We start from the raw sequence: 22,219 nt of genomic DNA, 5'->3' as shown, positions 1-22,219 counted from the left end.
CAGGGATGACCGTCGGATTCGACCCGGAGAAGATGCGGGCGCTCGCCACGCATGTCCGCGACCGCGCCAACGCGATCTCCGAAAAGACGCCGGTAGCGGGAACCAGCCGCAATGCCGCCCGCAGCCAGGAAGGGGGCGGGATGGCCCACTCGGCGATCGCCGTCTCCATCGAGGAAACGCTGAAAACCCTCGACACGGTGCTCGAGAACTACCATGTCCGCACCCTCCGAGAGATCGCGGACAAAACCGATGCCTCCGCGGCCGTGGCCGAGGCAATGGACAACAACAACGCGGAGATGATGCCGAGATGAGCGAGGAGTCCAAGCTCACCGTCCCGGTACTGCTCGGGTGGAACTTGAGCCATCTGCGCGACGTCGTGACCACACTGCAGCGGGTCGGCCCGGAGATCGAGCAGGAGATGACCGCGGTGGCGGACGAGTTCGCGAAATCCGACGACTACTTCGTCGGTGACGGCGGCACCGGGGCCAGGGAACGCAGCGCGAACGAGAAGACGGACGGTCTGGCCACGGTCGATATCTACGAGAAACTGGCGGGCAAAATCACGCCCCTCGTGGACACGTTCGAGACCGAATTGGACCGCCTGAAGGAAGCGGTTGCCGAGACCGAGGACTCGAAGTGGGAGCTGTTCTACAGCGACCACGGCGAGGTGAAGTCGCACCAATCGAATTATGAGACAGCCAAGTCGAACTGGTGGGCTCCACTGACCGCTATCGCCGAGAAAGAGCTCGAAATCCTCACGATCGGCAACAAGTTTCGAGAGGCGCTGACGAAGATCAGATCGACAGACGCGGCAACTTACGAGATTGCCGGAGTGGTCGAGGATTTGACGGATCGAGTCAAGTACGGCCTGGCCAACATCCCCACGGATCCAAAGCTGGCCGGAATCCTGTTGGAGAACCAGGTCGGTACGGAGGAGATGGAGGTGTGGCCGAGCGGCGCCTTGCTCGATGCCATCCTCGTCTTCAACCCGAACTTCGTGCCGGTGGCGATGACCAAGTCCGAGATAAGTGCCCTGGAAGACATCGCGACGAAAGCTCCCTGGAAGCTACAGGAATTCTATGACATCAAGACGCAAGCCACGAATACTGCGCAAGAGGTCTTTCCGGACTCCGTCAACGACGGGCAGGGCGACGCTTTTCGGCATGCATACTGGAATGCACTTATGACCACGCAGTTCAGCGAAGAGTTCGCTGCGAGATACGCCACGGCACACGAATATTCCGGTGGTCAACCTTCCCATCGTGAGGCGATGGACCTCCACAACAACGATCTGGGTCGACGGATAGCAGTCGAGAACCCCGACGCCACTCCGGAGGAACTGAAGATGAAGGTGATAGAAGCCATAAACCAGGGCCGCGCGGTCGTCATCGGCTCGAGTACGGACGGAGGGGCTCCACAAATCGGGTGGAGCGGTGGTCCGAACGGAATCCCCGAGCAGAACACAGGTCTGAAGCCTGGTACTTACGTACCGCTCCCGGGACGGTGATGAGGATGCACAACACGAGAATGGGAGTTTTCGCGGCTATCGCGATTGTTTGGCTGAGCGGCTGCTCCGAAACGTCACAGCAAGACCTTGCGGTGCCCAGATGCGAATCGACATTCGACCTGCTCGAGGTTCCCGAATCACTTGGCTCCAGCGACCGCTTCAACGCGGCATTGGAGGACTTCAGCAATCGAGAGGGAAGCTACCACCTGGGCGATATCACCGCGGCGGCGGGATGGACCGAGGACTGGGACCGTGTCGTCGAGGTACGGACGAATATCACCGACGGCAAGCTGAACAGCAAGGCTGAAACGGAAAGCTGCTGGAGAAATCTACCGGAATCCGACGGCGAAGGATACCGGCCGCAGGAGTACTACCTCTTCATAAAGAACAAGGAACCCGTTCAGGTAGTTCCGTGGCCGGACGTGGTCGGCGAGCTCGAGTTCGGTGATCACGGCGCGTTGACGCGAGATTCCCTCCTCTCCTCCGATGGCAACGGCTGGATAGTCGCCCACCCGTAGTAACAAACAGGCGGATGACCGAGGGAAGCGTTCGGGCAACGGCGAAGAGGAAATGTTGAAAGCTCGAAAAACCGCAGTGGCTACTGTAGCGGCGATCTTTATCGGTGGCTGCTCCAGCACTCCGCAGGAAGATCTCGCGGTACCCGTTTGCACATCGACATTCGACCTGCACGACAGGGCCGAGCCATTGGGAGCCGGTGAGCGGCTGAATGCGGAGCTGACGAATTTCATCCGCAGTGCGGAGCCGTTCCTGATGGTAGATGTGACTCGCGCGGCTGGGTGGTCCGACGAGTGGGACAGAATGGTACAGGTATCTACCGGCACAACTGCGGAGAAATTGAACAGGAACGCCGGGACGGAGTACTGCTGGGAAAACCTTCCCACCTCCGCAGGATTCGACGAATCCTATCCGCCGGAGTTCTATCTGTTCACGAGGGACGGGCAGCCTGTTCAGACGGTCCGGTGGCCGGAAGCGGTCAGCATCATTCAGTTCGGCGACCACGATGCGTTGACCAAGGAGTCCGTTCTGACAGTCGACGCCGAGGGCTGGATCGTTCCTCAGTAATAGGGACTACACCGGCGTCCCCCCGTGGTACGACGACAGCAGTCGGCGGCGCGCCTACGTTCGAGGCATGAGCAGGGAGGGTTCGCGGGCAAGGTCGTTGCCGCGTCGCATCGGTCGCTACGCGATGCTCGGGACCGCCGGGCTCACCGTGTGCGCAGTCGTGGTGGCGGCCGTGCTCGGGGTGGGGTCGTGGTGGTGGGGGCGGCGGGACGATGCCAAGGCCCGGATGAGCACGTCTGGGCCATACGAGGCTTCGTTGGGGTCGGTGCGGTCGCATCCGTTGCCCGGCTGGTTCCGGAATGCGAAGTTCGGGGTCATGTTGCATTGGGGGCCGTATTCGGTGCCGGGGTTCGCGCCGGTGGGGCGGACGTTCGCGGACATGCTGCGGGAGGATTACGGGCATGCGGTGACGCGTAGTCCGTATGCGGAGGACTACGCGAATCAGATCAAGGATCCGGGGTCGCCTACCGCGGCGTTTCATCGAGAGCGGTACGGCAATGCCGGTTATGCGGATCTGGCGCGGGAGTTCGAGCGGGGGCTGGACGCGTGGGATCCCGAGGCGTGGGCGAAGGCGTTTCGGGACAGTGGCGCGTCCTATGTGGTGTTGACGGCCAAATATGCCGACGGGTATTCGCTGTGGCCGACCGAGGTGCGGAATCCGCATGCCCCGGAATTCCATTCGACGCGTGATCTGGTCGGTGAACTCGCGCGGGCGGTGCGGGCGCGGGGGATGCGGTTCGGGCTCTACTACTCGGGCGGCGTGGACTGGACATTCCATCCGGCGGTGGTCGAGACGCTCGGCGACTACGCGTTCGGGCCGTACGCCGAGGGCTATCCCGAATACGCGGAGGCGCAGGTGCGGGAACTCATCGAACGGTACGAACCCGATCTGCTGTGGAACGACATCGGCTGGCCGACCGGGCAGCAGCGGCTCAACGCGCTGCTCGCCGACTACTACAACACCGTGCCCGACGGGGTGGTCAACGACCGGTGGGAGACGGCGTCGTTCCTGCGCGAGGTCATCGGACTCGGCCCGGTGCGGTGGATCTTCGACCAGGTCATGCGGCAGGTGCTGGCCGAGCCGGGCGCCGCCGAGCGGGTCACCACGCCACCCGATGTGCCGCACAGCGACTTCCGCACTCCGGAGTACACCGGCTTCGACACATCCAGCTCGATGGAACCGCACGAATGCTCGGCTCCGGAGCACCGGCCCGAGTACGCCGGGTCGGCACGGACACGGTGCTGGACGCGGTGTTCACCGGATCGTTCGCACCGGTCGTGGCGGTCACGACCGAGTGAAACGGCGGGCGTGTGATCGGCCCCTCTCCGTCGATTCGCAGAAACGCGAATCTTCGCAGGAATTGCGAGGAGGGTGGCTGGCAGTTCCCGATGAACCGCCTACGTAGATCCGAGAGAGAGAACTGCTCGGCACTCGACTGGCCGCCATCTGTCGCCGACCGCCACGCGGAGAAGACGACCAGCGGAAGGCGACCAGATCGACCAACGACGACCCACCGGAAAACCGTCGCGGCACTACATTGAAAATGTCAATACCACATGTCTATTACCGTTCTGTCGCAACAGAATTCGCGATAGAATCAATGCATGAATCCGGAGGGGGAAACGCGAGGCGGTGATACCGCGGCCGGGTTGTCGGCGGCGATGGACACCCTGCTGGGCACCGATCTCACCGGACTGTCGGATTCGGCTCTCGTGGATGTGATGCGGGAGGTCGAATCGGTGCGGTGTCGGATGGCGGCGCTGTCGCATCGGATGATCGCCGAGGTCGAGGGCAGGCATCTGTGGGAACGCGCCGGAGCCAAAGGCACGCGCGGGTATCTGATCGATGTGCTGCGCCTGTCGGCCGCCGAGGCCGGGGCGCGGGTACGCGCGTCGGTCCCGTTGCGGCCCCGCGTGTTCTGCGGGGAGCCCGGTCCGGCGTTGTTGGCGACCACGGCGGCGTTGCAGGCCGAAGGCGCGGTGTCGCCCGAACACGCCCGCGTGATCACGCGGGTGATGGACCGTATCCCCAACGCGGTCCCCGCCGAGCGCAAGGTCGAGGCCGAACGACACCTCGCCGAGGCCGCCACACAGATGCCGCCGGAGTACGTCACCAAGGTCGGACACGTGCTGTTGTCGTGCCTGGACCCCGACGGGGTCCTCACCAACGACGACGACCGCGCCCGACGCCGCGAACTGGTCGTGGGCAAGCAACGCGTCGACGGCATGAGCGAAATCAAAGGCGTCCTCGACCCACAACTGCGAGCCCTGGTGGATGTGGTGCTGGCCAAGTGGGCACGCCCGGGCATGTGTAATCCCGACGACCCCGACAGTCCCCGCATGGGATCGGGTGTGATCGACACAGACGCGGTTGATGCCGCCGCGCGGCGGGATCGACGTAGTGCCGGGCAACGTAATCATGACGCGCTCAAAGCCTTCCTGGCCGCGGGAGGCGGACCCGAACAGCTCGGTCGACATAGAGGCGTGCCCGTCTCGGTGATCCTGACCATGAGCGTCGCCGATCTGCAATCGGGGTCGGGGTACGCGCATACGGCGTCGGGGTCGGTGATGTCGATCCCCGACGCCCTGCGCATGGCCGAAGGCTCCTACCCGCTGTTGATGCTGTTCGACGGGAAAGGGTTGCCGCTGCATCTGGGGCGCGGCAAGTATCGGTTGGCGTCGCCGTGGCAGCGGTTGGCGTGTATCGCCGCCGACCGAGGCTGCACCCGGCCCGGCTGTGAAGCCCCGGCCACGATGTGCGCGGTACACCACATGATCCCGTGGCTGCGCGGTGGGCGTACCGACATCGACAACCTCACCCTGGTCTGCGACCGCTGCCACGCCCAGATCCCCGAAGACGCCGAGGACCCGACCGGCTGGGCCACCCTCGGACGCAACGGCAGCACCAGCCTCACCAACACCAGCAGCCGCAGCAGCGGCGGCGGCAGCAGCGGCGGCACCGCCACCGGCAGCACCGGCGACAGCGGCAGCGGCAGCGGCGGGTTCGGTGTCGACGCCAGCAGCACCGGTATCGATAGCGGGCGGTATCCCGGCCGTGTCGTGTGGGCACCCCCGACCCGTATCCACCCCGCCCGCGCTCCCCGCGTGAACCTGCACCACCACCCTCGGCAATGGCTCACCGACCACCACGGCCCACGACCCGGAACAGCCCGGGGCGATCACCTACGCCAATAGGCCGAACCGCGCGCGACCCACTCGCAAACACCACCCGGCCGGATTCGTGAGCCGGGCCAGCAGCACGCCGCACACAGCCGCATGTCGGCGAGAACCGGTCCAGGCGCACCACACTCGCCGGTGCTCTCCGGAATGAAAGACGCCGAGACAACCTCATTCGTTGGGGGACGGGTCATTCGGTGGAACCTGATGCTTGTTGCAATACCGACGGCTTCGGTGAACGCCGCGGCCCCTCCCGAATCGAACTCGGGAGGGGCCTCTCCGTGCCCTCGGCTCGAGCGCCCCCTCATAGGTCTCGAGCACCTCGCGGATCCGGCGCACATCTCACTGCCTCGGAGGTTCCGGTCGGAGAGCTCCCGATCCTGGAGCCTCCGCGGTCCGGAATCCGGCTCATCCGCGCGCGAGCCGGGGCGACGCGGTCAGGCGTCGATGCTGCGATCCTTGGTCTCCACGATCAGCCGGGTGCACACCACGCTGATCACGGACAGCGCCGCCAGCAATACGCCCACCCAGAACGAGCCGGGGCCGGCGAGCAGCTTGGTGGCGATCAGCGGCGGCAGCGCCCCGCCCAGGATGCCCGCCAGGTTGTAGCCCATGCCCGCGCCGGTGTAGCGGTAGCGGGCCTGGAACATCTCCGGCAGCAGCGCACCCGCCGGACCGTAGGCGATCCCGAAGACGGCGAGGGTGCCGAACAACCCGACGGCGAAGGCGGCCGGGCCGCCGATGTCGAGAATCGGGAAGAGCGCCAGGGTCCAGGGCACCGCGACGGCGCAGGAGACCATGATGACGCGGCGGCGACCCACCCGATCCGACCACAGCGCCGAGGCGGCGGTGGCCAGGCCGAAGACGATCGCGGCGAGCATCCCCATGGTGAGGATGTAATCGCGGGACAACTTCAGGGTGCCGACACCGTAGCTGGTGAGGAAGGCCGTGCCCGTATAGAAGAGCGAGAACAGGCTGGTCAGCGCGCCCGCCGCGATCAGGATCTCCTTGGGCTGGTACCGCACGGCGTCCAGGAAGGGCAGGCTGCGCGCGGCCGGTGCCTGCTCGCGCACCCGATCCCGGAACACCGGGGTCTCCGCGACCGCCAGCCGCACCCACAGCCCCACGCCGACCAGCGCGAACGACAGCAGGAACGGAATCCGCCAGCCGTAGTCCAGGAAGGCGTCACTGGTGGTGCCGAGGGTGCGGCTCGCGATCAGGAAGGTGGCGCTGGACAGGAAGAACGCGAAAGCGGGACCGAGTTGCGGGAACATGGCGTACAGCCCGCGCTTGCCCGGCGGCGCGTACTCCGCGGTGAGCAGCGTGGCCCCGGCCCATTCACCGCCGACCGCGAACCCCTGCAGGAAGCGCATGGCAACCAGCAGCACCGGAGCCCAGATGCCGATACCGTCGGGGAACAGCCCGAAGGCCCCGGACTCGTACCCGGGCAGCAGTCCGATGGCGACGGTGGCGAAGCCCATGATGAGCAGCGTCCACACCAGGGTGCGCTTACGGCCGATGCGATCGCCGAAGTGCCCGAACAGAATCGCGCCGACCGGCCGGGCGAAGAAGGCGACCGCGAAGGTCGCGAACGAGGCCAGGGTGGCCGTCGAAGGATCGGCCGCCGGGAAGAACACCGTCGGGAACACCAGCGCGGCGGCGGTGCCGTAGATGAAGAAGTCGTAGAACTCGATCGTGGTGCCGATCGAACTGGCCGCCGCCACCCGTCGCAGGCTGGTGCGCCGCACCGGCGTGGTCGCCACACCCGTCGGCTCGCTCGGTGGCGTGTTGTCTTTCATGGTCGTCACCGTGGGTCTCACTCTCTCGCAAACCCCGGCGCCTCATCACGCCGGGTGCGCCCACGGTAGTTACCTGCGTCACATCCGCTGCACCCCCGAAATGGGGTAGGCCGCTATTCGATCAGGCGGACACTGGAGAAGATCTCGCGCGCCAGTTCCGGGGTCACCTCGCCGGCGACCTCGCGGTCGGCGGCGATGGTGAGCACCAGCATGGGGTGCTGGGGACCGGGAAAAGCGAAGGTGTACACCGAGAATCGGGTGCTGGCGCACTCGGCGCTCTCCGGCGTCCAGGTTCCGGAGGTCTCCGACATCTGCCCGGTGATCCCGCTCAGGGTGGTGACCGGGGAGGCCGGGGAGGTCCGGCGGCCCCATTCCGGGCCCTCGAAACCGAACTCCGCCACCCGGCGTGCCACCTCGGCGGCGGCCGTGGCCGGGTCTTCCTGACTCGATCGGTGGACGAAAGTGACGGTGCGCGTGGAGGACTCGCAGTAGTCCTGGCCGTCGACGGTGGTCCCGGTGCCGGACATGCGGCCGCCGTCGCCCTCGAATCCGCGGATGATGCCCGGCTTGTCCACCGTCCACCCCGCGGGCACGTCGTAGGCCACTCCCCGGGACGCCACCTCCACCCCCTGGTAGCCGGGCAGCACCGCGGCGGTGGTGGCGGGCGTTCGAATGGGTGGCGTCGTGATGGCGCTCGGCGGCGGCGAGGTCGTCCGCGGCACGGAGAGTGCCAGGCGGGTCGAAGGGGTTTCGCGTGTGTCGTCGCTCGACGACGGGGCGTACAGCCCGGCGGCGACAACACCGGCCAGCACCAGCACGGCACCGATCACAGCGAGTACCGGCCCGGCGGAGTTGCGTCGAGGCGGGGGCGGGGGCATCGAGCCGACCTCGGTGTACCGCGCCTGGAACGGATCGCGATGGTCGTCCAGCGCCGGGAACTCGAACGGCTGATACGGCATGTTCTCGAGCGGCGGATACTCGAACGGCCCCGGTTCCGGCATCGGCCGCGCCGGCCGTCCCGGCCCCGGCGACCGCCACTCATTGTTGTGCACCACGGACCCGATTCTGTTCGATCACGCCCGCTCGCGCACTCGACGCTCCTGTCCACAACCTGATCGAGCCCCCTACGGCACCGAGCCCGGGGACGAAATCCATTGCGTTGCTTGACCTGTCACACTCGCGACAGTGTCGAAGCCATGGTCGTAGTGGAGCACGGTGAGGTCGTGCCCGGCCCACGCCTTGCGAATGGACGGGAGGTGCACGAACGCCGCAGGCCCCCGGCGGGACGGATCTCGCCGGGGGCCTGCGGGTGTCGGTGTGTCAGCTCACCAGGAGCTCTTGTGCACGCCCGGCAGCTCGCCGCGGTGCGCCATTTCGCGCAGGCACACGCGGCACAGGCCGAACTTGCGGTAGACGGCGTGCGGGCGGCCGCAGCGCTGGCAGCGGGTGTAGGCCCGCACCGCGAACTTCGGCTTGGCGTTGGCCTTGTTGATCAGAGCCTTCTTAGCCATGTGCTCAGTTCTCCTTGAACGGGAAGCCGAGGTGCTTCAGCAGCGCGCGGCCTTCTTCGTTGTTGGTCGCGGTGGTCACCACGGTGATGTCCATACCACGCGGACGGTCGATCTTGTCCACGTCGATCTCGTGGAACATCGACTGCTCCGAGAGACCGAAGGTGTAGTTGCCGTTTCCGTCGAACTGCTTCGGCGACAGGCCTCGGAAGTCGCGGATACGCGGCAGCGCGATCGAGATCAGGCGGTCCAGGAACTCCCACATGCGGTCGCCGCGCAGGGTGACCTTCGCGCCGATCGGCATGCCCTCACGCAGCTTGAACTGCGCGATCGACTTGGTGGCCTTGCGGATCTCCGGCTTCTGGCCGGTGATCAGGGTCAGGTCGGCGATCGCGCCGTTGATCAGCTTCGCGTCGCGGGCGGCGTCGCCGACACCCATGTTCACGACAACCTTGACCACGCCGGGGATCTGCATGACGTTGTCGTAGTTGAACTCGGAGTTCAGCGCGTCCTTGATCTCGGCGCGGTAGCGCGCCTTGAGCCGGGGCTGGGTCTTCGCGTCGGCGGTGCCGACGGTCTTCTCGGTGGAGGTCATCAGATGTCCTTCCCGTTGCGACGGGAGATGCGAACGCGCTTGCCGTTCTCATCGGTACGGTAGCCGACGCGAGTCGGGTTGCCGTCGGAGTCGATCACCATCACGTTGGAGGCCTGGATCGGCGCTTCCTGCGTGACGATGCCGCCCGAGCTGGCACCGCGCTGGTTGGCGGAGTTCGCGACGTGCTTCTTGATCCGGTTCACGCCCTCGACCAGGACCTTGCCGGTCGCCGGGAAGGCCTGGATGACCTTGCCCTTGGCGCCCTTGTCCTTACCCGAGACGACGAGCACGGTGTCGCCCTTGTGCACCTTCATGGTCAGAGCACCTCCGGGGCCAGCGAAACGATCTTCATGAAACGCTTCTCGCGCAGCTCACGGCCGACGGGGCCGAAGATGCGGGTGCCGCGCGGATCGTTGTCCGCCTTGATCAGCACAGCGGCGTTCTCATCGAACTTGATGTACGAGCCATCGGCGCGACGACGCTCCTTGACGGTGCGCACGATGACCGCCTTGACGACCTCACCCTTTTTGACGTTGCCGCCGGGGATGGCGTCCTTGACGGTGGCGACGATCACGTCACCGATACCGGCATAGCGGCGCGACGAACCGCCGAGCACGCGGATGCACAGGATTTCCTTGGCACCCGTGTTGTCGGCGACGCGCAGCCGCGACTCCTGCTGAATCACTTCAGCTCCTCCTAGACCTGGACGTTATGCACGCCGGATTGCCGACCCGACGGGCATGGTCAGTTGCCCTCTCAGCTGAGCCGTTCGGCCCGCTCCGCAAGCTACGCGGGGCAGCGCCTGCCAGCGGAAACTCTGATCGCAAGCGATCAATCCACTGTGGGTTCGCGGCCGGAGTGCGGGCATAGCTCCCGCAGGCAACCGCCCAAGTGTAGCCAACGCCCAGGTAGCGCCCAAATCGGGGGCGGCCGCAGCCGTGATCCGGGGGCGCCCGCACCCGCGCGACCCGGGCGGGGCTGCGGGCGTCGCCGCACGCTTGCGGCTAGCCTCGACGCCGAGCAACACCCGAGCAATCCATCTGCACTTCCGACCGAGGAGTCCCGTGAGTTCGCCGGAGCAGCCGTTCGCTCTCGACCGCCGCAGCCTGCTGAAGGCGCTGGGGCTGGTGCCCGCCCTGGCGCTGCTGCCAGCCTGCACCACCGATAAGCCCGGCGCGGCGGCGGGGCCGGATATGTCCGGATCGGATCCAGGGGTGCGGCCGCAGGACGATCTCTACCGCTACGTCAACGGCAAGTGGCTGGAGAACTACCGCCTACCCGCCGACAAACCCGCCTACGGCACCTTCGCCGAGGTCGAGGACCGCACGCAGCGGCATCTGAAGGAGATCGTGACCGGGATCCACAATCCCGAGGGCGGCTCCCCGCAACAGCAGATCCGCGACCTCTACGACGCCTATATGGACCCCGACGAGATCGACGCGCTCGGCACGACCCCGCTCGACGAGCTGCTGCGCCGCATCGACGCCGCGCGGTCCAAACCCGATCTGGCGCTGGTGATGGGCCAGCTGCCCATCGACGGACTGATCGGGCTCTCGGTCGGCCCCGACGACCGGGACGCGGCCCGGAATATCGCGTCCATCAGTCAATCCGGGCTCGGCCTGCCCGAACAGAACTATCGGAAGCCGGAATTCGCCGACATCCTCGCGGGCTACCGCGCCTACCTGGAGCGGATCGCCGCCGGAGCGGGCTTCACGGACCCGAAGGCCATGGCGGGACGGGTGTTCGAGCTGGAGCAGCGGATCGCCGCGGGCTTCTGGGACAACGTTCGCACCCGCGATCCGGAAGCCACCTACAACCGCATGAGCCGGGTGGAGCTCATTGCCCTCGGTCCGGAATTCGACTGGGGCCCCTGGCTTTCCGGACAGACCGAGCGTCCCGCCGAACTCTTCGACACGGTCGTGGTGCGGCAACCGTCGTTCGTGACGGCGGCGGCCGGGCTGTGGGCCGCGGTCGATATCGCGACCTGGCGGGACTATCTGCGGCTGAGCCTGGTCCGCACCTGGGCGGAGTACCTGCCGAAGGACATCGCGGACGCGAATTTCGACTTCTACAGCACACTGGTGAACGGCCAGCGGGAACGGCCGGAGCGCTGGCGGTCGGCCATCACCGTGCTGAACACGTATCTGGGCATGCCGCTGGGCAAGCTGTACGTGGCGGAGTTCTTCCCGGCCGAATCCAAGCGCCTGGTGCAGGATCTCGTCGACGATCTCCGTTCCGCCTACCGGGAGAACTTCCGCGCCTCGAGCTGGATGTCACCGCCGACCCGGGAAGCCGCTGTCGCCAAACTCGACAAGATCGACACCAAGATCGGCTACCCGGATGTCTGGGAGGACTGGTCCGGCGTCGTGGTGACCCGCGGCAGACTCCTCGAATCCCTGCTGGCGGTGCACACTTTCGAGGCCCGGCGCATGTTCGACAAACTGGGCGAACCGGTCGACCGCTCGGAGTGGGGCATGCCGCCGCAGACCGTGAACGCCTACTACGAGCCGACGCGCAACGAGATCGTCTTCCCGGCGGCCATCCTGCAAGCCCCATTCTTCGACTCCGACGCCGAGGCCGCGGTGAACTTCGGCGGCATCGGCGCGGTCATCGGCCACGAGATCGGGCACGGCTTCGACGATCAGGGCTCGCGCTACGACGGCGACGGGAACCTGCACGACTGGTGGACGCCCGCCGACCGCGCGGCCTTCGACGCCAAGACCCGGCAGCTCATCGCCCAGTACGACGCCCTGGTGCCGACCGGGCTGCCGCCGACCGCACACGTCAACGGCGCGCTGACGGTCGGGGAGAACCTGGCCGATCTGCGCGGCCTCGGCATCGCCCTGGCCGCCTACGCCATCGCCCAGCGACGCGGGGACACAGCGCAGCCCAGTGACACCGCGCAACCGGACTTCACGCCGGTCTTCCAGTCCTGGGGCCGGATCTGGCGCATCCAGGTGACGCCGGAGTACGCGGAAGCGCTGCTGGCCGAGGATCCGCACGCCCCCGGCGAATTCCGCTGCAACCAGACGGTGCGCAATCTGCCGCAGTTCTACAGCACCTTCGCGGTGGGCGAGGGCGACCGGGAATGGCTCGCGCCCGACCAGCGGGTCACGCTCTGATCCCAGCCGTGAACGTCCGCCCGACCTTGCCGCCGCGCCGCCGGTAGCCTCGTGCCGAAGCACAGCCACGGTGCGGCACCACCGCACGCTCAGAGAGGGGTACCCGTGACATCGTCCGGTCCGGTCCGTTTCGATCGCCGCGCCTTCCTCGTGGCGCTCGGATTAGCGCCCACCGCCGCCTGGCTGGCCTCGTGCAGCAGCGACGACGCGCCGATGACGACATCGACCACCACGCCGCTGAAGGGTCCGGACCTCTCCGGCGCGGATCAGGCCGTGCGGCCGCAGGACGACCTGTACCGCAATGTGAACGGCACCTGGCTGCGCGAATACGAACTGCCGCCGGACAAGGTCGCGTTCGGCACCTTCGACGAGGTCGGCGACCGGGTCGAGGAGCAGTTGCGCGGCATCATCGAGGGCATCACCGAACCGCAGGACGGCACCGAGGCGCAGCAGATCCGCGACCTCTACGACGCCCGCATGGATATCGACGAGATCGAGCGGCTCGGCATGACTCCGCTGACCGACCTGTTCGCCCGCATCGACGCCGCCGACGGCAAAACCGAACTCGCCAAGGTGATGGCGGCGCTGCCGATCGGCGGCATCATCGGACTGGGCGTCACCATCGACCGCAAGAATTCCAGCGCGCACGTGGCCGCGGTCGGCCAGTCCGGCCTCGGCCTCAGCGAGCAGTACTACCGCAAGCCCGAGTACGCCGACAAGCTCGTCGCCTACAAGACGTTCCTGGAGTCCATCGCCAAGGGCGCGGGATTCGACGATCCGGCCGGAATGGCCACGCGCGTCCTGGATCTGGAGACCCGCATCGCCGCGGGCTTCTGGGACAATGTGCGCAATCGCGATACCGACGCCACCTACAACAAGATGTCGTGGAGCGAGATGACCGCGCTCGCTCCGCAATTCGATTGGGATCCCTGGCTCGCCGGACAGACCGACCGGCCGAAGAACCTCTTCGACACCATTATCGTGCACCAGCCGTCGTATCTCACCCACGCCGGAAACCTCTGGCACGACACCGATCTGGGACTGTGGCGCGAATACCTCAAGATCTACCTGGTGCGCGAGTTCGCGCGCTTCCTGCCCAAGACGATCTCCGATGCCAATTTCGAATTCTTCGGCACCGTGATGAACGGGCTCGAGGAGCGGCCGGAGCGCTGGAAGACGGCCGTGGCCACGGTGAGCAGCAATCTGGGCGAGCCGCTCGGCAAACTGTATGTGGCACAGCATTTCCCGCCCGAGGCCAAGGAGCGCGCCCTGGAGATGGTGGACGACCTCAAGGCCGCCTACCGCGACAACTTCCGCGCCTCCACCTGGATGTCCCCGGCCACCCGCGATGCCGCCATCGAGAAGTTGGAGAAGATGGGCGCCAAGATCGGCTATCCGGACAAGTGGGAGGACTACTCCGAGCTGAAGATCACCCGGGGCAAGCTGATCGAATCCCTGCGCGCGGTCAATACCTTCGAGGTCGAGCGCATGTTCGGCTACCTCGGCAAGCCGGTCGACAAGTCCGAGTGGAGCAGCCCGCCCCAGACGGTGAACGCCTTCTACTCCCCCGTCACCAATGAGATCGTCTTCCCGGCCGCCTTCCTGCAGCCGCCGTTCTTCGACAAGGACGCGGCTCCGGCGGTGAACTACGGCGCGGGCGGCGCGGTCATCGGCCACGAGATCGGGCACGGCTTCGACGACCAGGGCTCCAAGTACGACGCCGACGGCAATCTGAAGGACTGGTGGACCCCGGAGGACCGCACCGCGTTCGAGGCGCGCACCCGGAAGCTCGTCGAGCAGTACGACGTGCTGGTCCCGGCGGGACTCGACCCCGAGCAGACGGTGGACGGCGAACTCACCCTCGGCGAGAACGTTGCCGACGTGCGCGGCCTGCAGATGTCCATCGCCGCCCTGGCCATCGCCGAGCAGCGCCGGGGCGTGCAGACGCCCGACTACAAGCCGCTGTTCGAATCCTGGGCGCGCAACTGGCGCGACAAGTCCACCCGGCAGTACGCCGAGAACCTGCTGGCCAATGACACCCACGCCCCCAACGAGTTCCGCGCCAACCAGGTGGTGCGCAATCTGGAGCAGTTCTACACCACCTACGAGGTGCGGGAGAGCGACAAGCTGTTCCTGCCCCAGGACCAGCGCGTCACCTTCTGATCCGCGAGCGCCCGGGCGGGGTTACCCACCGCCCCCGTCCGGGTGCTGTTCCATCAGCTTGCGCGGCGCGGCCTGGGCCCACGAATCGGTCACGATCGCCTCGAGTTCCGCCAGATCGTCGAGGGCGGCCAGGCGCACCCGCACCCACGCGTTGTTCGCCTCGTGCCCCGCGATCCAGAACTTCGCCGGCTCGGCCGCCACCAGTTCGTCCCGGTCCAGGATCGGGCACCGCACGGCCATCGAGGTCTCCCCCTCCGGCAGGGTCAGGAACAGTTTTCCCGCCACTCGGAAGGTCGGCATCTGCCAGTCGAATCCCTCCCGGACTCCCGGCAGCGCAAGCGCAACCGCGCGAGCATCGTCCCCAGTCGCTGTCATGAACAGATGGTCTCAGGCGCGACCGACACCCGCAGCGGCTACTCGGCGGCGTTGGCCAGCGCCGGTTCCAATTTGTCCAGCAGGTAGGGCAGCGACAGCGGGGAGGGCTGGTTGACGGCGCTGATCTCCTGCACGGTCAGGAAGACGGCGGCGTCCTTGCGCACGGCGGGCAGCTCACCGTAACCGGGCAGCTCCCGGTACGTGGCGTCCATACCGGGCGAGTAGCCCGCGAGCAGCAGATCGGCGTCGAGTTCACCGAGCCGTTCCGGCGACAGCGCCAGCCGGCCGCCCGCACCGCCCTGGGCGGTGAGGTGCGCCGGAATGGTCATGCCGAGCTCGGTGAACAGCCGGCTGGAGCCGTCCTCGGGATCGGTGAGCACCATGAGCTGCGTGGGTCCGGACAGCCAGCTGCTGACGAAGGTCTTGCCGCGCAGGCCGGGATTGGCCTGGGCGATGCGTTCGACGCGCTGGTCGATATCGCCGATGACACGGTCGGCGTCGGCGGTCTTGTGCAGGATCTTCCCGAGGGCGCGCACCTGGTCCTGCCAGGGCGTGACGGCCTCGCCGGTGAGTCCGGGCACGGTCGGCGCGACCTGTGAGAGGTTGTCGTAGGTCTTCTGATCGGCGAGGAAGGCGTCGGCCAGGATCAGGTCGGGCTCCAGCGCGGCCACCTGCTCGGTCAGGTCGCCGCCGGTGTCGATGACGGTGGCGGACTCCAGTGCCCGCGGTTCCCACGGCGGCGAATCCTTGCTGAGGACGGCGATATTGTCCACGTAGCCGACCGGGGTGACACCGAGCGACTGCACGGCGTCCAGCCACTGGTTGCCCAGGGCGACGATGCGCTCGGGTGTGCCGTCGACGGTGGTCTCGCCGAGCGCGTGGGTGATGGTCGTGCCGCCCGCACCGGACGCCTCGTCGTCGGCGGAGGTTCCACAGGCCACCAGGCCGAGGGCGAGTACGCCGGTGAGGACGGCGGCGGCCGTGCGCGGCCAGCGGTGGGTTCGCACCGATTGCATCGTGTGATCACTCCTTGCTTTCGGATATCCCGACCGATAAAAGGTGAGCCTAGCCTAATAAGGCCGCGACCAGCCGACCCTCGGCGCGCCGAGTGGATCGGCGCACAGATGTGATGCCCGGGGTACCGCGGCGCAATGCTGTTAGGTTAGGGTTGCCATAGTTTGCGTTGACGATACGAGCGATGGAGAGCGTTGTGCCGGAACTCCTGTCCGCTGTCGAGCGGTACCGACTCGTCGACGAATGGGCCAATGGGGTCGAGCTCTCGGGCTACCCGGCCGTCCCCGCGCTGATCGAGCGCGGCCGTCGCGTGCCCGCGATCCGCCCGGCGCTGCGCTGCGGCGCGGCGACCCTGACCTACGGTGAGCTGTTCGAGCGCATGGCGCGCGGGACCGCCGCCGGGCGCTGCGAAGCCTCGCTCGACGGCGCGGTCCGGCTGCTGGCCGATATCGCCGCGGCCGCGAACTCCGGTGCGGCGCTGACACTTTCCATGCCGACCGGTCCGAACGAAACCGCTTCCACCATCGGGCTGCGCGCCGACGCCCTGGCCGCCGCCGTCGACGACCGCCGCGCCGTGACCACCGACTGCCGTGCCGGACATATCGACCCGGCCCAGGGCACCACGAATATCCGACTGCTCGCCACCGCCTGGACCTGCGCGGACACCGCCGTGGAACTGCTCGCGGCCATTGCCGACGGCGCGACCCTGGTGGTGGCCACCGAGGCGCAGCGGCACGATCCGGCCGCGCTGGCCGACCTGGTCGCCGACACCGGAGCCACCCACGTGGTGGCCGAGGCCGCCGTCCTCGCGCGTTTCGCCGATACGGCCGCCGTCCCCCTGCCCACCGTGCGCCGCTGGGATGTCACCGGAACCCGCTGCCCCGCCATCCTTCCCGACCTGCTGCGCGAACTCGCGCCGGGCTCGGTGGCCGGATTCGCCTACACCGCACCCGAATACGCCGGCGTGGTGGCGCGCGGACCGTTGGACGGCAGCGGCCGGGTGCGGCCGATTCCGGGTGCGCGCGTGCTGGTGCTCGACGCATACCTGCGGCCGGTGGCCCCCGGCCGATCCGGCCGGATCTACCTGGGCGGCACCGCCCTGGCCGCCGAGATCGACGCCGACGCGGCGCCGTTCGTGGCCGATCCGTTCGTAGCGGGTGCGCGCTTGTGCCGCACCGGAATATCGGGTCGCTGGACCGCGGACGGATGGTTGACATTCGCAACCGGCGATATCGTCACCGAACACGAAGCGACCGGTTCGGATCTTGGCGTCAATGCGACCATATTCCCCGAAATCGCCGCCTGATACCGCTCCACCCCCGGTCAGCGAGCCGGCACGGCGGGAAACCGCGCACGAATTCTCCGGCAATATTTACTGATCCGATGATTCGCTGTGATCTCCGGCGATATCGTGTAACTCAGTCACTGGCCGCCGAACGCAATGAGGCGCTTCGGGGTGCCACAGATTATGGTCTCACCGCGCGATAACGGTGACGATCTCATCATCGGTGCTGAAATCGGTCGTGCCGTGTCGCCGGTCTGCCATGAGCGTTGGCACCGGTCGGCGCGACGATCGCCGCGTATGTCCACCCCGCGGGAGCGCTACCCATAACTCGGCTCGCACTCTTCTGCTGCACCGGAGACAGCAGACGAGCTGAAAACGCCTGCGGTACAGACTTTTCGGTCGCCCACCGACCCCGGCCACACTGTTCGGCATCGGGTAGTCGCGATGCCGTCCGACCGGTCCCAGGAAGGTGGGTCATGACCGCAACACCCGCGGCGCCGAGTCCGGCGTCCTCCAACACCCTCGTACCGCCCGAGCACGAGCGGCTCCGCATCGCGATGGTCGTCCCACCGTACTTCGACGTGCCGCCCAAGGCGTACGGCGGCGTGGAGGCCGTGGTCGCCGACCTGGTCGACGCCCTGGTCGAGCGCGGGCACGAGGTCACCCTGCTCGGGGCCGGTGCGCACGGCACCCGGGCCGCGGACTTCATACCGCTGTGGGACGAGATCCAGGCCGCCCGGCTCGGTGACCCCTTCCCGGAGGTGATGCACGCCTTGAAGGTTCGGCGGGCGCTGGAGCGCCTCGTGATGTCGCGCGGACTGGACCTGGTGCACGATCACACCTTCGCCGGACCGCTCAACCTACCCGTGTACCGCGCCCTCGGCCTACCCATGGTGGTCACCGTGCACGGACCCGTCGACGGCGATCCGCACATGTACTACAGCGAACTCGGCGAGGACGCCGCGCTGGTGGCCATCAGCGACCGGCAGCGAGCGCTGGCGCCGGACCTGAACTGGGTCGGGCGCGTGCACAACGCACTGCGCGTCGCCGACTTCCCGTTCCAGCCGGAGAAAGAGGACTACGCGCTGTTCCTGGGCCGGTACACCCCGGAGAAGGCCCCGCATCTGGCGCTGGCCGCCGCACACGCCTGCGATCTGCCGCTGGTGCTGGCCGGGAAATGCGCGGAACCGCCGGAGATACGGTACTTCGACGCACAGGTCGCCCCGCTGCTCTCCGAGCGGGACACCGTCTTCGGCATGGCCGACGCCGCCGCCAAGAAGAAACTGCTCGCCGGGGCGCGCTGCCTGCTGTTCCCGGTGCGGTGGGAGGAGCCGTTCGGCATGGTCATGATCGAGGCCATGGTGTGCGGGACGCCGGTGGTGGCGCTGCGCGGCGGCGCGGTGAGCGAGGTGGTGGTGGACGGCGTCACCGGACGCATCTGCGACCACCCGGACGAACTGCCCGCCGCCATCAAGGAGGTGCGCGACTACGACCCGCAGGCGTGCCGCGACCATGTGCTGGCGCATTTCGGAACGGACACCCTCGGGCTCGGGTACGAGGACGTCTATCGCAGGGTCATCGCGACCCGTCCGTCACGGCGGACCGGCCGGACCACGGTGCACCCGGTGCCCGCCGCCCCGCCGACCCGCACCGCGGGCGAGGGCCCCGGCCGGGCGGCCCCGGCGCCCGCTCGCACCGCGGGCCCCGCCCCCGGCCGCACCCCCTCCCCCGCCGGTACCTCGGCGGCCGGTGGGCCGGGACATGTTCCGAGTACCGCACCCGCGCGTACGACACCGGCACGGCGGACCGGCGCACCACCGCCGCGGCAACGCGGGAAGCGGCTCGGGGCGGGCGCGAATACGGACCCTCGAACACCGAATCCGGCCGCCGCGCCCGCCGCGGCGAACGATCCGAATCTGGCGGACATTCCAAAAGGAACAGTTGCCAATCCGTTCGGAATGACAGAGGCTCCGTCTGGAAGCAGAACAACCCCGTACGGACCTGCGCTCAGGCCGGGTGGACCCGCCACCACCGCGGACCGGGCCGCGGACCCCGGACACCCGAATGATGCTGTCTCGAGCGATGTTCCGAACAAGATCCCACGAATGGAGTCCGGCACCATCGGCGACACCCGCGCGCCGGACTTCGGTTCGGGATCGCTCGGCGACACCGGACCGCGGGTGTTTCCGGATACGGTGACTCATAGCGGGTTGCCCGCCCTCGGCTCGATCACGACGATCCCCGATTCCGGGGAGGCCGTGGAGGCGGCGGCGGGGAAGGCCACGCACCCGGGGGCACCCGGGGGTGAACGCGGGCGGACGCGGCGCGCCGTGGCGCGCTCCGCCGCCAAGCGTGGCCGCGGAGCGAAAAGGGTCGACAAGACAACAGGTTCCGCGTCGAACCCCGATACCGGCAGCACACCGGAGAGCGGGAGGGACGCCCCGACGGGAGGTTCCGCATGATCGGAGAGACGCCCGCCGCGCTCAATGCCGGCGAGCCGTCGCCCCTTGGTGGCGGTGGTGGCGCCGTCACCCTGGTGGAGGGCAGCACCTTCTGCCTTTCGGACCGGCTCGGCGATGTCGAGCCGGACACCCCGTACGGGCTGTTCTATCGGGACGCCCGGGTGCTGTCGCGCTGGGAACTGCGCGTGGACGGGCAGCGGGCCGAACCGCTGTCGGTGCTGAGCCCGGAGGCGTTCACCGCCCGGTTCGTGCTGCGCCGGCCTCCCCGGGCCGGCGCGGCCGACAGCACCGTGCTCATCGTGCGGGAGCGGCTGCTGGCCGAGGCACTGCACGAGACCATCACCGTGGAGAACCTGGGACGCGAAACCACGGCCGTCGCTCTGCAACTGCATGTGGACGCCGATTTCGTGGACCTGTTCGCGGTGAAGGAGGGCCGCACCGGCCACAGCCGGGCCGAGGTGCTGGTGGCCGATGTCGAACTGCTGCTCAACGACCGCTCGGACCGGGCCCGCGGCGTGGTGGTGACCTCCTCGGAAACACCGGTGGTACTGCCCGGTTCACTGTCCTGGCGGGTGGTGGTGCCCGCCGGGAGCAGCTGGCGGACCGAGATCCTGGCCCAGCCGACCATCGGCAGCCAGCCCGTCCATTCCCCGCTGCACCCCGGCGAGCAGTACGAATTCAGCGAACCCAGCCGCAAGATCGCGGCCTGGCGGGACACCGCCACCACCATCACCGCCGCCGATCCGCAGCTGGCCTGGGTGCTGGAACGCACGGAAAGCGATCTGGGGGCCTTGCAGATCCACGACGATATGCGCGGCGGCCGCCCGTTCGTGGCGGCCGGAGCACCGTGGTTCATGACCCTCTTCGGCCGCGACAGCCTGCTCACCGCGTGGATGGCGCTGCCCCTGGACGTGAATCTGGCGCTGGGCACCATGCAGCAGCTCGCGGAGATGCAGGGGAAGCGCGTGAATCCGCTGACCGAGGAGGAACCTGGGCGCATCATGCACGAGATGCGGCGCGGCCCGGCCAGCGGCGCGGTGCTCGGCGGCGAGACGTACTACGGAACCGTGGACGCCACACCGCTTTTCGTCATGCTGCTGGCGCAGGCGCGGCGCTGGGGCGCGGATACCGAATCGGTGCGTGCCCTGCTGCCCGCCGCCGACGCCGCGCTCGCCTGGGTCACCGATTACGGCGACCGCGACGGGGACGGTTTCGTGGAATACCGCCGCGCCACCGACCGCGGCCTGTTCAACCAGGGCTGGAAGGACAGCTTCGACGGCATCAACGACGCGGCCGGACGCGTGCCGCAACCGCCCATCGCACTGTGCGAGGTCCAGGGCTACGCCTATGCCGCGCTGCTGGCGCGGGCCGAACTGGCCGAGGAGTTCGGCGACGCGACCACCGCCGGACATCTGCGCGACCGGGCCGCCGAACTGCGCACCAAATTCGCCGAAGCCTTCTGGTTGCCGGAACGGGGCTGGTTCGCGGTCGCCCTGGACGGCGACAAACGCCGCCTGGACGCGCTCACCAGCAATATCGGGCACTGCCTGTGGTCGGGCATCGTCTCCGACGAGCACGCCGCCCAGGTGATCGAGCGGCTGGCGAGCCCGGCGATGAGCACCGGCTTCGGGCTGCGCACCCTGGCCTCCGATATGGGCGCGTACAACCCGATGAGCTATCACAACGGCTCGGTCTGGCCGCACGACACCGCCATCGCCGTCGCCGGTCTGCTGCGCTACCGGCATCTTCCCGGGGCCATCGAGCTGGCCACCGAACTGGCGGATGGCCTGCTCGCCGCGGCCGGGGCATTCGGGGGGAGGCTGCCCGAACTGTACTGCGGCTTCCCGCGTTCCAGATTCGCCGCGCCCATCCCCTACCCCACCTCCTGCTCACCCCAGGCATGGGCGAGCGCGGCGCCGCTGCTGCTGGTGCGTTCCTTCCTGGGACTCGAACCCGACGTCCCGCGCCGCACCCTCACGGTGCTCCCGCACCTGCCCGCCCGCTGGGGCAGCGTCGAACTCACCGATCTGCGCCTGGGCGGCACGGTGATCGACCTCGCCGTGGAGGGTGATCGCGTCACCGCCTCCAACCTGCCGGAGGACTGGCGGCTGATCACGCACTGACCGCGG

18 protein-coding genes and 1 pseudogene are annotated in these 22,219 nt (G+C 67.9%); 11 read left to right on the top strand and 8 right to left on the bottom strand.

Annotated elements, in window-relative coordinates:
• Window positions 1-5: 5 nt before the first annotated feature.
• The 6 genes from QMO76_RS06840 to QMO76_RS06815 all read left to right on the top strand — a co-directional run bounded on the left by QMO76_RS06840 (window position 6) and on the right by QMO76_RS06815 (window position 5,785).
• The gene (locus QMO76_RS06840; protein WP_306360336.1) at window positions 6-311 is read left to right on the top strand and encodes a type VII secretion target; all 306 of its coding nucleotides are present in this window, start codon (window positions 6-8) and stop codon (window positions 309-311) included.
• Entirely contained in the window at window positions 308-1,507 is a 1,200-nt protein-coding gene (locus QMO76_RS06835; RefSeq protein WP_306360335.1) for a hypothetical protein, read from the top strand. Before QMO76_RS06840 ends, QMO76_RS06835 begins: the two co-directional genes overlap by 4 nt.
• A gap of 5 nt (window positions 1,508-1,512) precedes the next feature.
• Complete coding sequence (locus tag QMO76_RS06830) at window positions 1,513-2,025, top strand: hypothetical protein (protein ID WP_306360334.1); 513 nt, start codon at window positions 1,513-1,515, stop codon at window positions 2,023-2,025.
• Between the two features lie 52 nt (window positions 2,026-2,077).
• A complete protein-coding gene (locus tag QMO76_RS06825; RefSeq protein ID WP_306360333.1) occupies window positions 2,078-2,590 on the top strand; it encodes a hypothetical protein in 513 nt (170 codons plus the stop codon).
• A gap of 67 nt (window positions 2,591-2,657) precedes the next feature.
• The gene (locus tag QMO76_RS06820; protein ID WP_306360332.1) at window positions 2,658-3,905 is read left to right on the top strand and encodes an alpha-L-fucosidase; all 1,248 of its coding nucleotides are present in this window, start codon (window positions 2,658-2,660) and stop codon (window positions 3,903-3,905) included.
• Between the two features lie 290 nt (window positions 3,906-4,195).
• Window positions 4,196-5,785, top strand: a complete 1,590-nt coding sequence (locus QMO76_RS06815) for an HNH endonuclease signature motif containing protein (protein WP_306360330.1) — start codon at window positions 4,196-4,198, stop codon at window positions 5,783-5,785.
• A gap of 419 nt (window positions 5,786-6,204) precedes the next feature.
• Here QMO76_RS06815 and QMO76_RS06810 read toward each other — a convergent pair whose 3' ends face one another.
• From QMO76_RS06810 to rplN, 6 genes are all read right to left on the bottom strand, one after another.
• On the bottom strand, window positions 6,205-7,566 hold the full coding sequence (locus QMO76_RS06810) for an MFS transporter (protein WP_306360329.1): 1,362 nt from the start codon (window positions 7,564-7,566) through the stop codon (window positions 6,205-6,207).
• Between the two features lie 113 nt (window positions 7,567-7,679).
• Window positions 7,680-8,621, bottom strand: a complete 942-nt coding sequence (locus QMO76_RS06805; protein ID WP_306360328.1) for a hypothetical protein — start codon at window positions 8,619-8,621, stop codon at window positions 7,680-7,682.
• A 270-nt stretch (window positions 8,622-8,891) separates the two neighbouring features.
• Entirely contained in the window at window positions 8,892-9,077 is a 186-nt protein-coding gene (locus QMO76_RS06800) for a type Z 30S ribosomal protein S14 (RefSeq protein WP_029923637.1), read from the bottom strand.
• Window positions 9,078-9,081: 4 nt separating this feature from the next.
• The gene (gene rplE, locus QMO76_RS06795) at window positions 9,082-9,669 is read right to left on the bottom strand and encodes a 50S ribosomal protein L5 (protein ID WP_306360327.1); all 588 of its coding nucleotides are present in this window, start codon (window positions 9,667-9,669) and stop codon (window positions 9,082-9,084) included.
• Window positions 9,669-9,983 (bottom strand): 50S ribosomal protein L24, encoded by a 315-nt coding sequence (gene rplX / locus QMO76_RS06790; protein WP_029923635.1) that lies wholly within the window; start codon window positions 9,981-9,983, stop codon window positions 9,669-9,671. Before rplX ends, rplE begins: the two co-directional genes overlap by 1 nt.
• Window positions 9,984-9,985: 2 nt before the next feature.
• Entirely contained in the window at window positions 9,986-10,354 is a 369-nt protein-coding gene (gene rplN / locus QMO76_RS06785; protein ID WP_029923634.1) for a 50S ribosomal protein L14, read from the bottom strand.
• 379 nt (window positions 10,355-10,733) lie between these two features.
• Here rplN and QMO76_RS06780 point away from each other — a divergent pair, with 379 nt between their 5' ends.
• Together QMO76_RS06780 and QMO76_RS06775 are read left to right on the top strand one after the other, a co-directional pair.
• Complete coding sequence (locus QMO76_RS06780) at window positions 10,734-12,791, top strand: M13 family metallopeptidase (protein ID WP_306360326.1); 2,058 nt, start codon at window positions 10,734-10,736, stop codon at window positions 12,789-12,791.
• A 105-nt stretch (window positions 12,792-12,896) separates the two neighbouring features.
• The gene (locus QMO76_RS06775; RefSeq protein WP_306360325.1) at window positions 12,897-14,954 is read left to right on the top strand and encodes a M13 family metallopeptidase; all 2,058 of its coding nucleotides are present in this window, start codon (window positions 12,897-12,899) and stop codon (window positions 14,952-14,954) included.
• A gap of 21 nt (window positions 14,955-14,975) precedes the next feature.
• Here the strand turns inward: QMO76_RS06775 and QMO76_RS06770 are convergent, their stop codons facing one another.
• Both QMO76_RS06770 and QMO76_RS06765 read right to left on the bottom strand, forming a co-directional pair.
• Window positions 14,976-15,329 carry an MmcQ/YjbR family DNA-binding protein gene (locus tag QMO76_RS06770; protein ID WP_306360324.1) on the bottom strand — a complete coding sequence of 118 codons (354 nt, stop codon included), beginning with the start codon at window positions 15,327-15,329 and terminating at the stop codon, window positions 14,976-14,978.
• 38 nt (window positions 15,330-15,367) lie between these two features.
• Window positions 15,368-16,345: an ABC transporter substrate-binding protein gene (locus tag QMO76_RS06765; protein WP_306360323.1), complete on the bottom strand. Its 978-nt coding sequence runs from the start codon at window positions 16,343-16,345 to the stop codon at window positions 15,368-15,370.
• 182 nt (window positions 16,346-16,527) lie between these two features.
• On the opposite strand from QMO76_RS06765, the gene QMO76_RS06760 reads away from it, so the two are divergent.
• The 3 genes and pseudogenes from QMO76_RS06760 (at window position 16,528) to QMO76_RS06750 (ending at window position 22,213) form a co-directional block, all read left to right on the top strand.
• Window positions 16,528-17,649 (top strand): AMP-binding protein, encoded by a 1,122-nt coding sequence (locus tag QMO76_RS06760; protein ID WP_306360322.1) that lies wholly within the window; start codon window positions 16,528-16,530, stop codon window positions 17,647-17,649.
• 455 nt (window positions 17,650-18,104) lie between these two features.
• Window positions 18,105-19,235: pseudogene (locus QMO76_RS06755) on the top strand (glycosyltransferase family 4 protein); the annotation flags it as partial.
• Window positions 19,236-20,086: 851 nt separating this feature from the next.
• Entirely contained in the window at window positions 20,087-22,213 is a 2,127-nt protein-coding gene (locus QMO76_RS06750) for a glycogen debranching N-terminal domain-containing protein (RefSeq protein WP_306360321.1), read from the top strand.
• Window positions 22,214-22,219: the final 6 nt, after the last annotated feature.

Source organism: Nocardia sp. CC227C (assembly GCF_030767025.1).
GTDB lineage: Bacteria > Actinomycetota > Actinomycetes > Mycobacteriales > Mycobacteriaceae > Nocardia.
The sequence above is the reverse complement of the archived record's forward strand: the minus strand, read 5'-3'. Positions and strand labels throughout refer to the sequence as shown.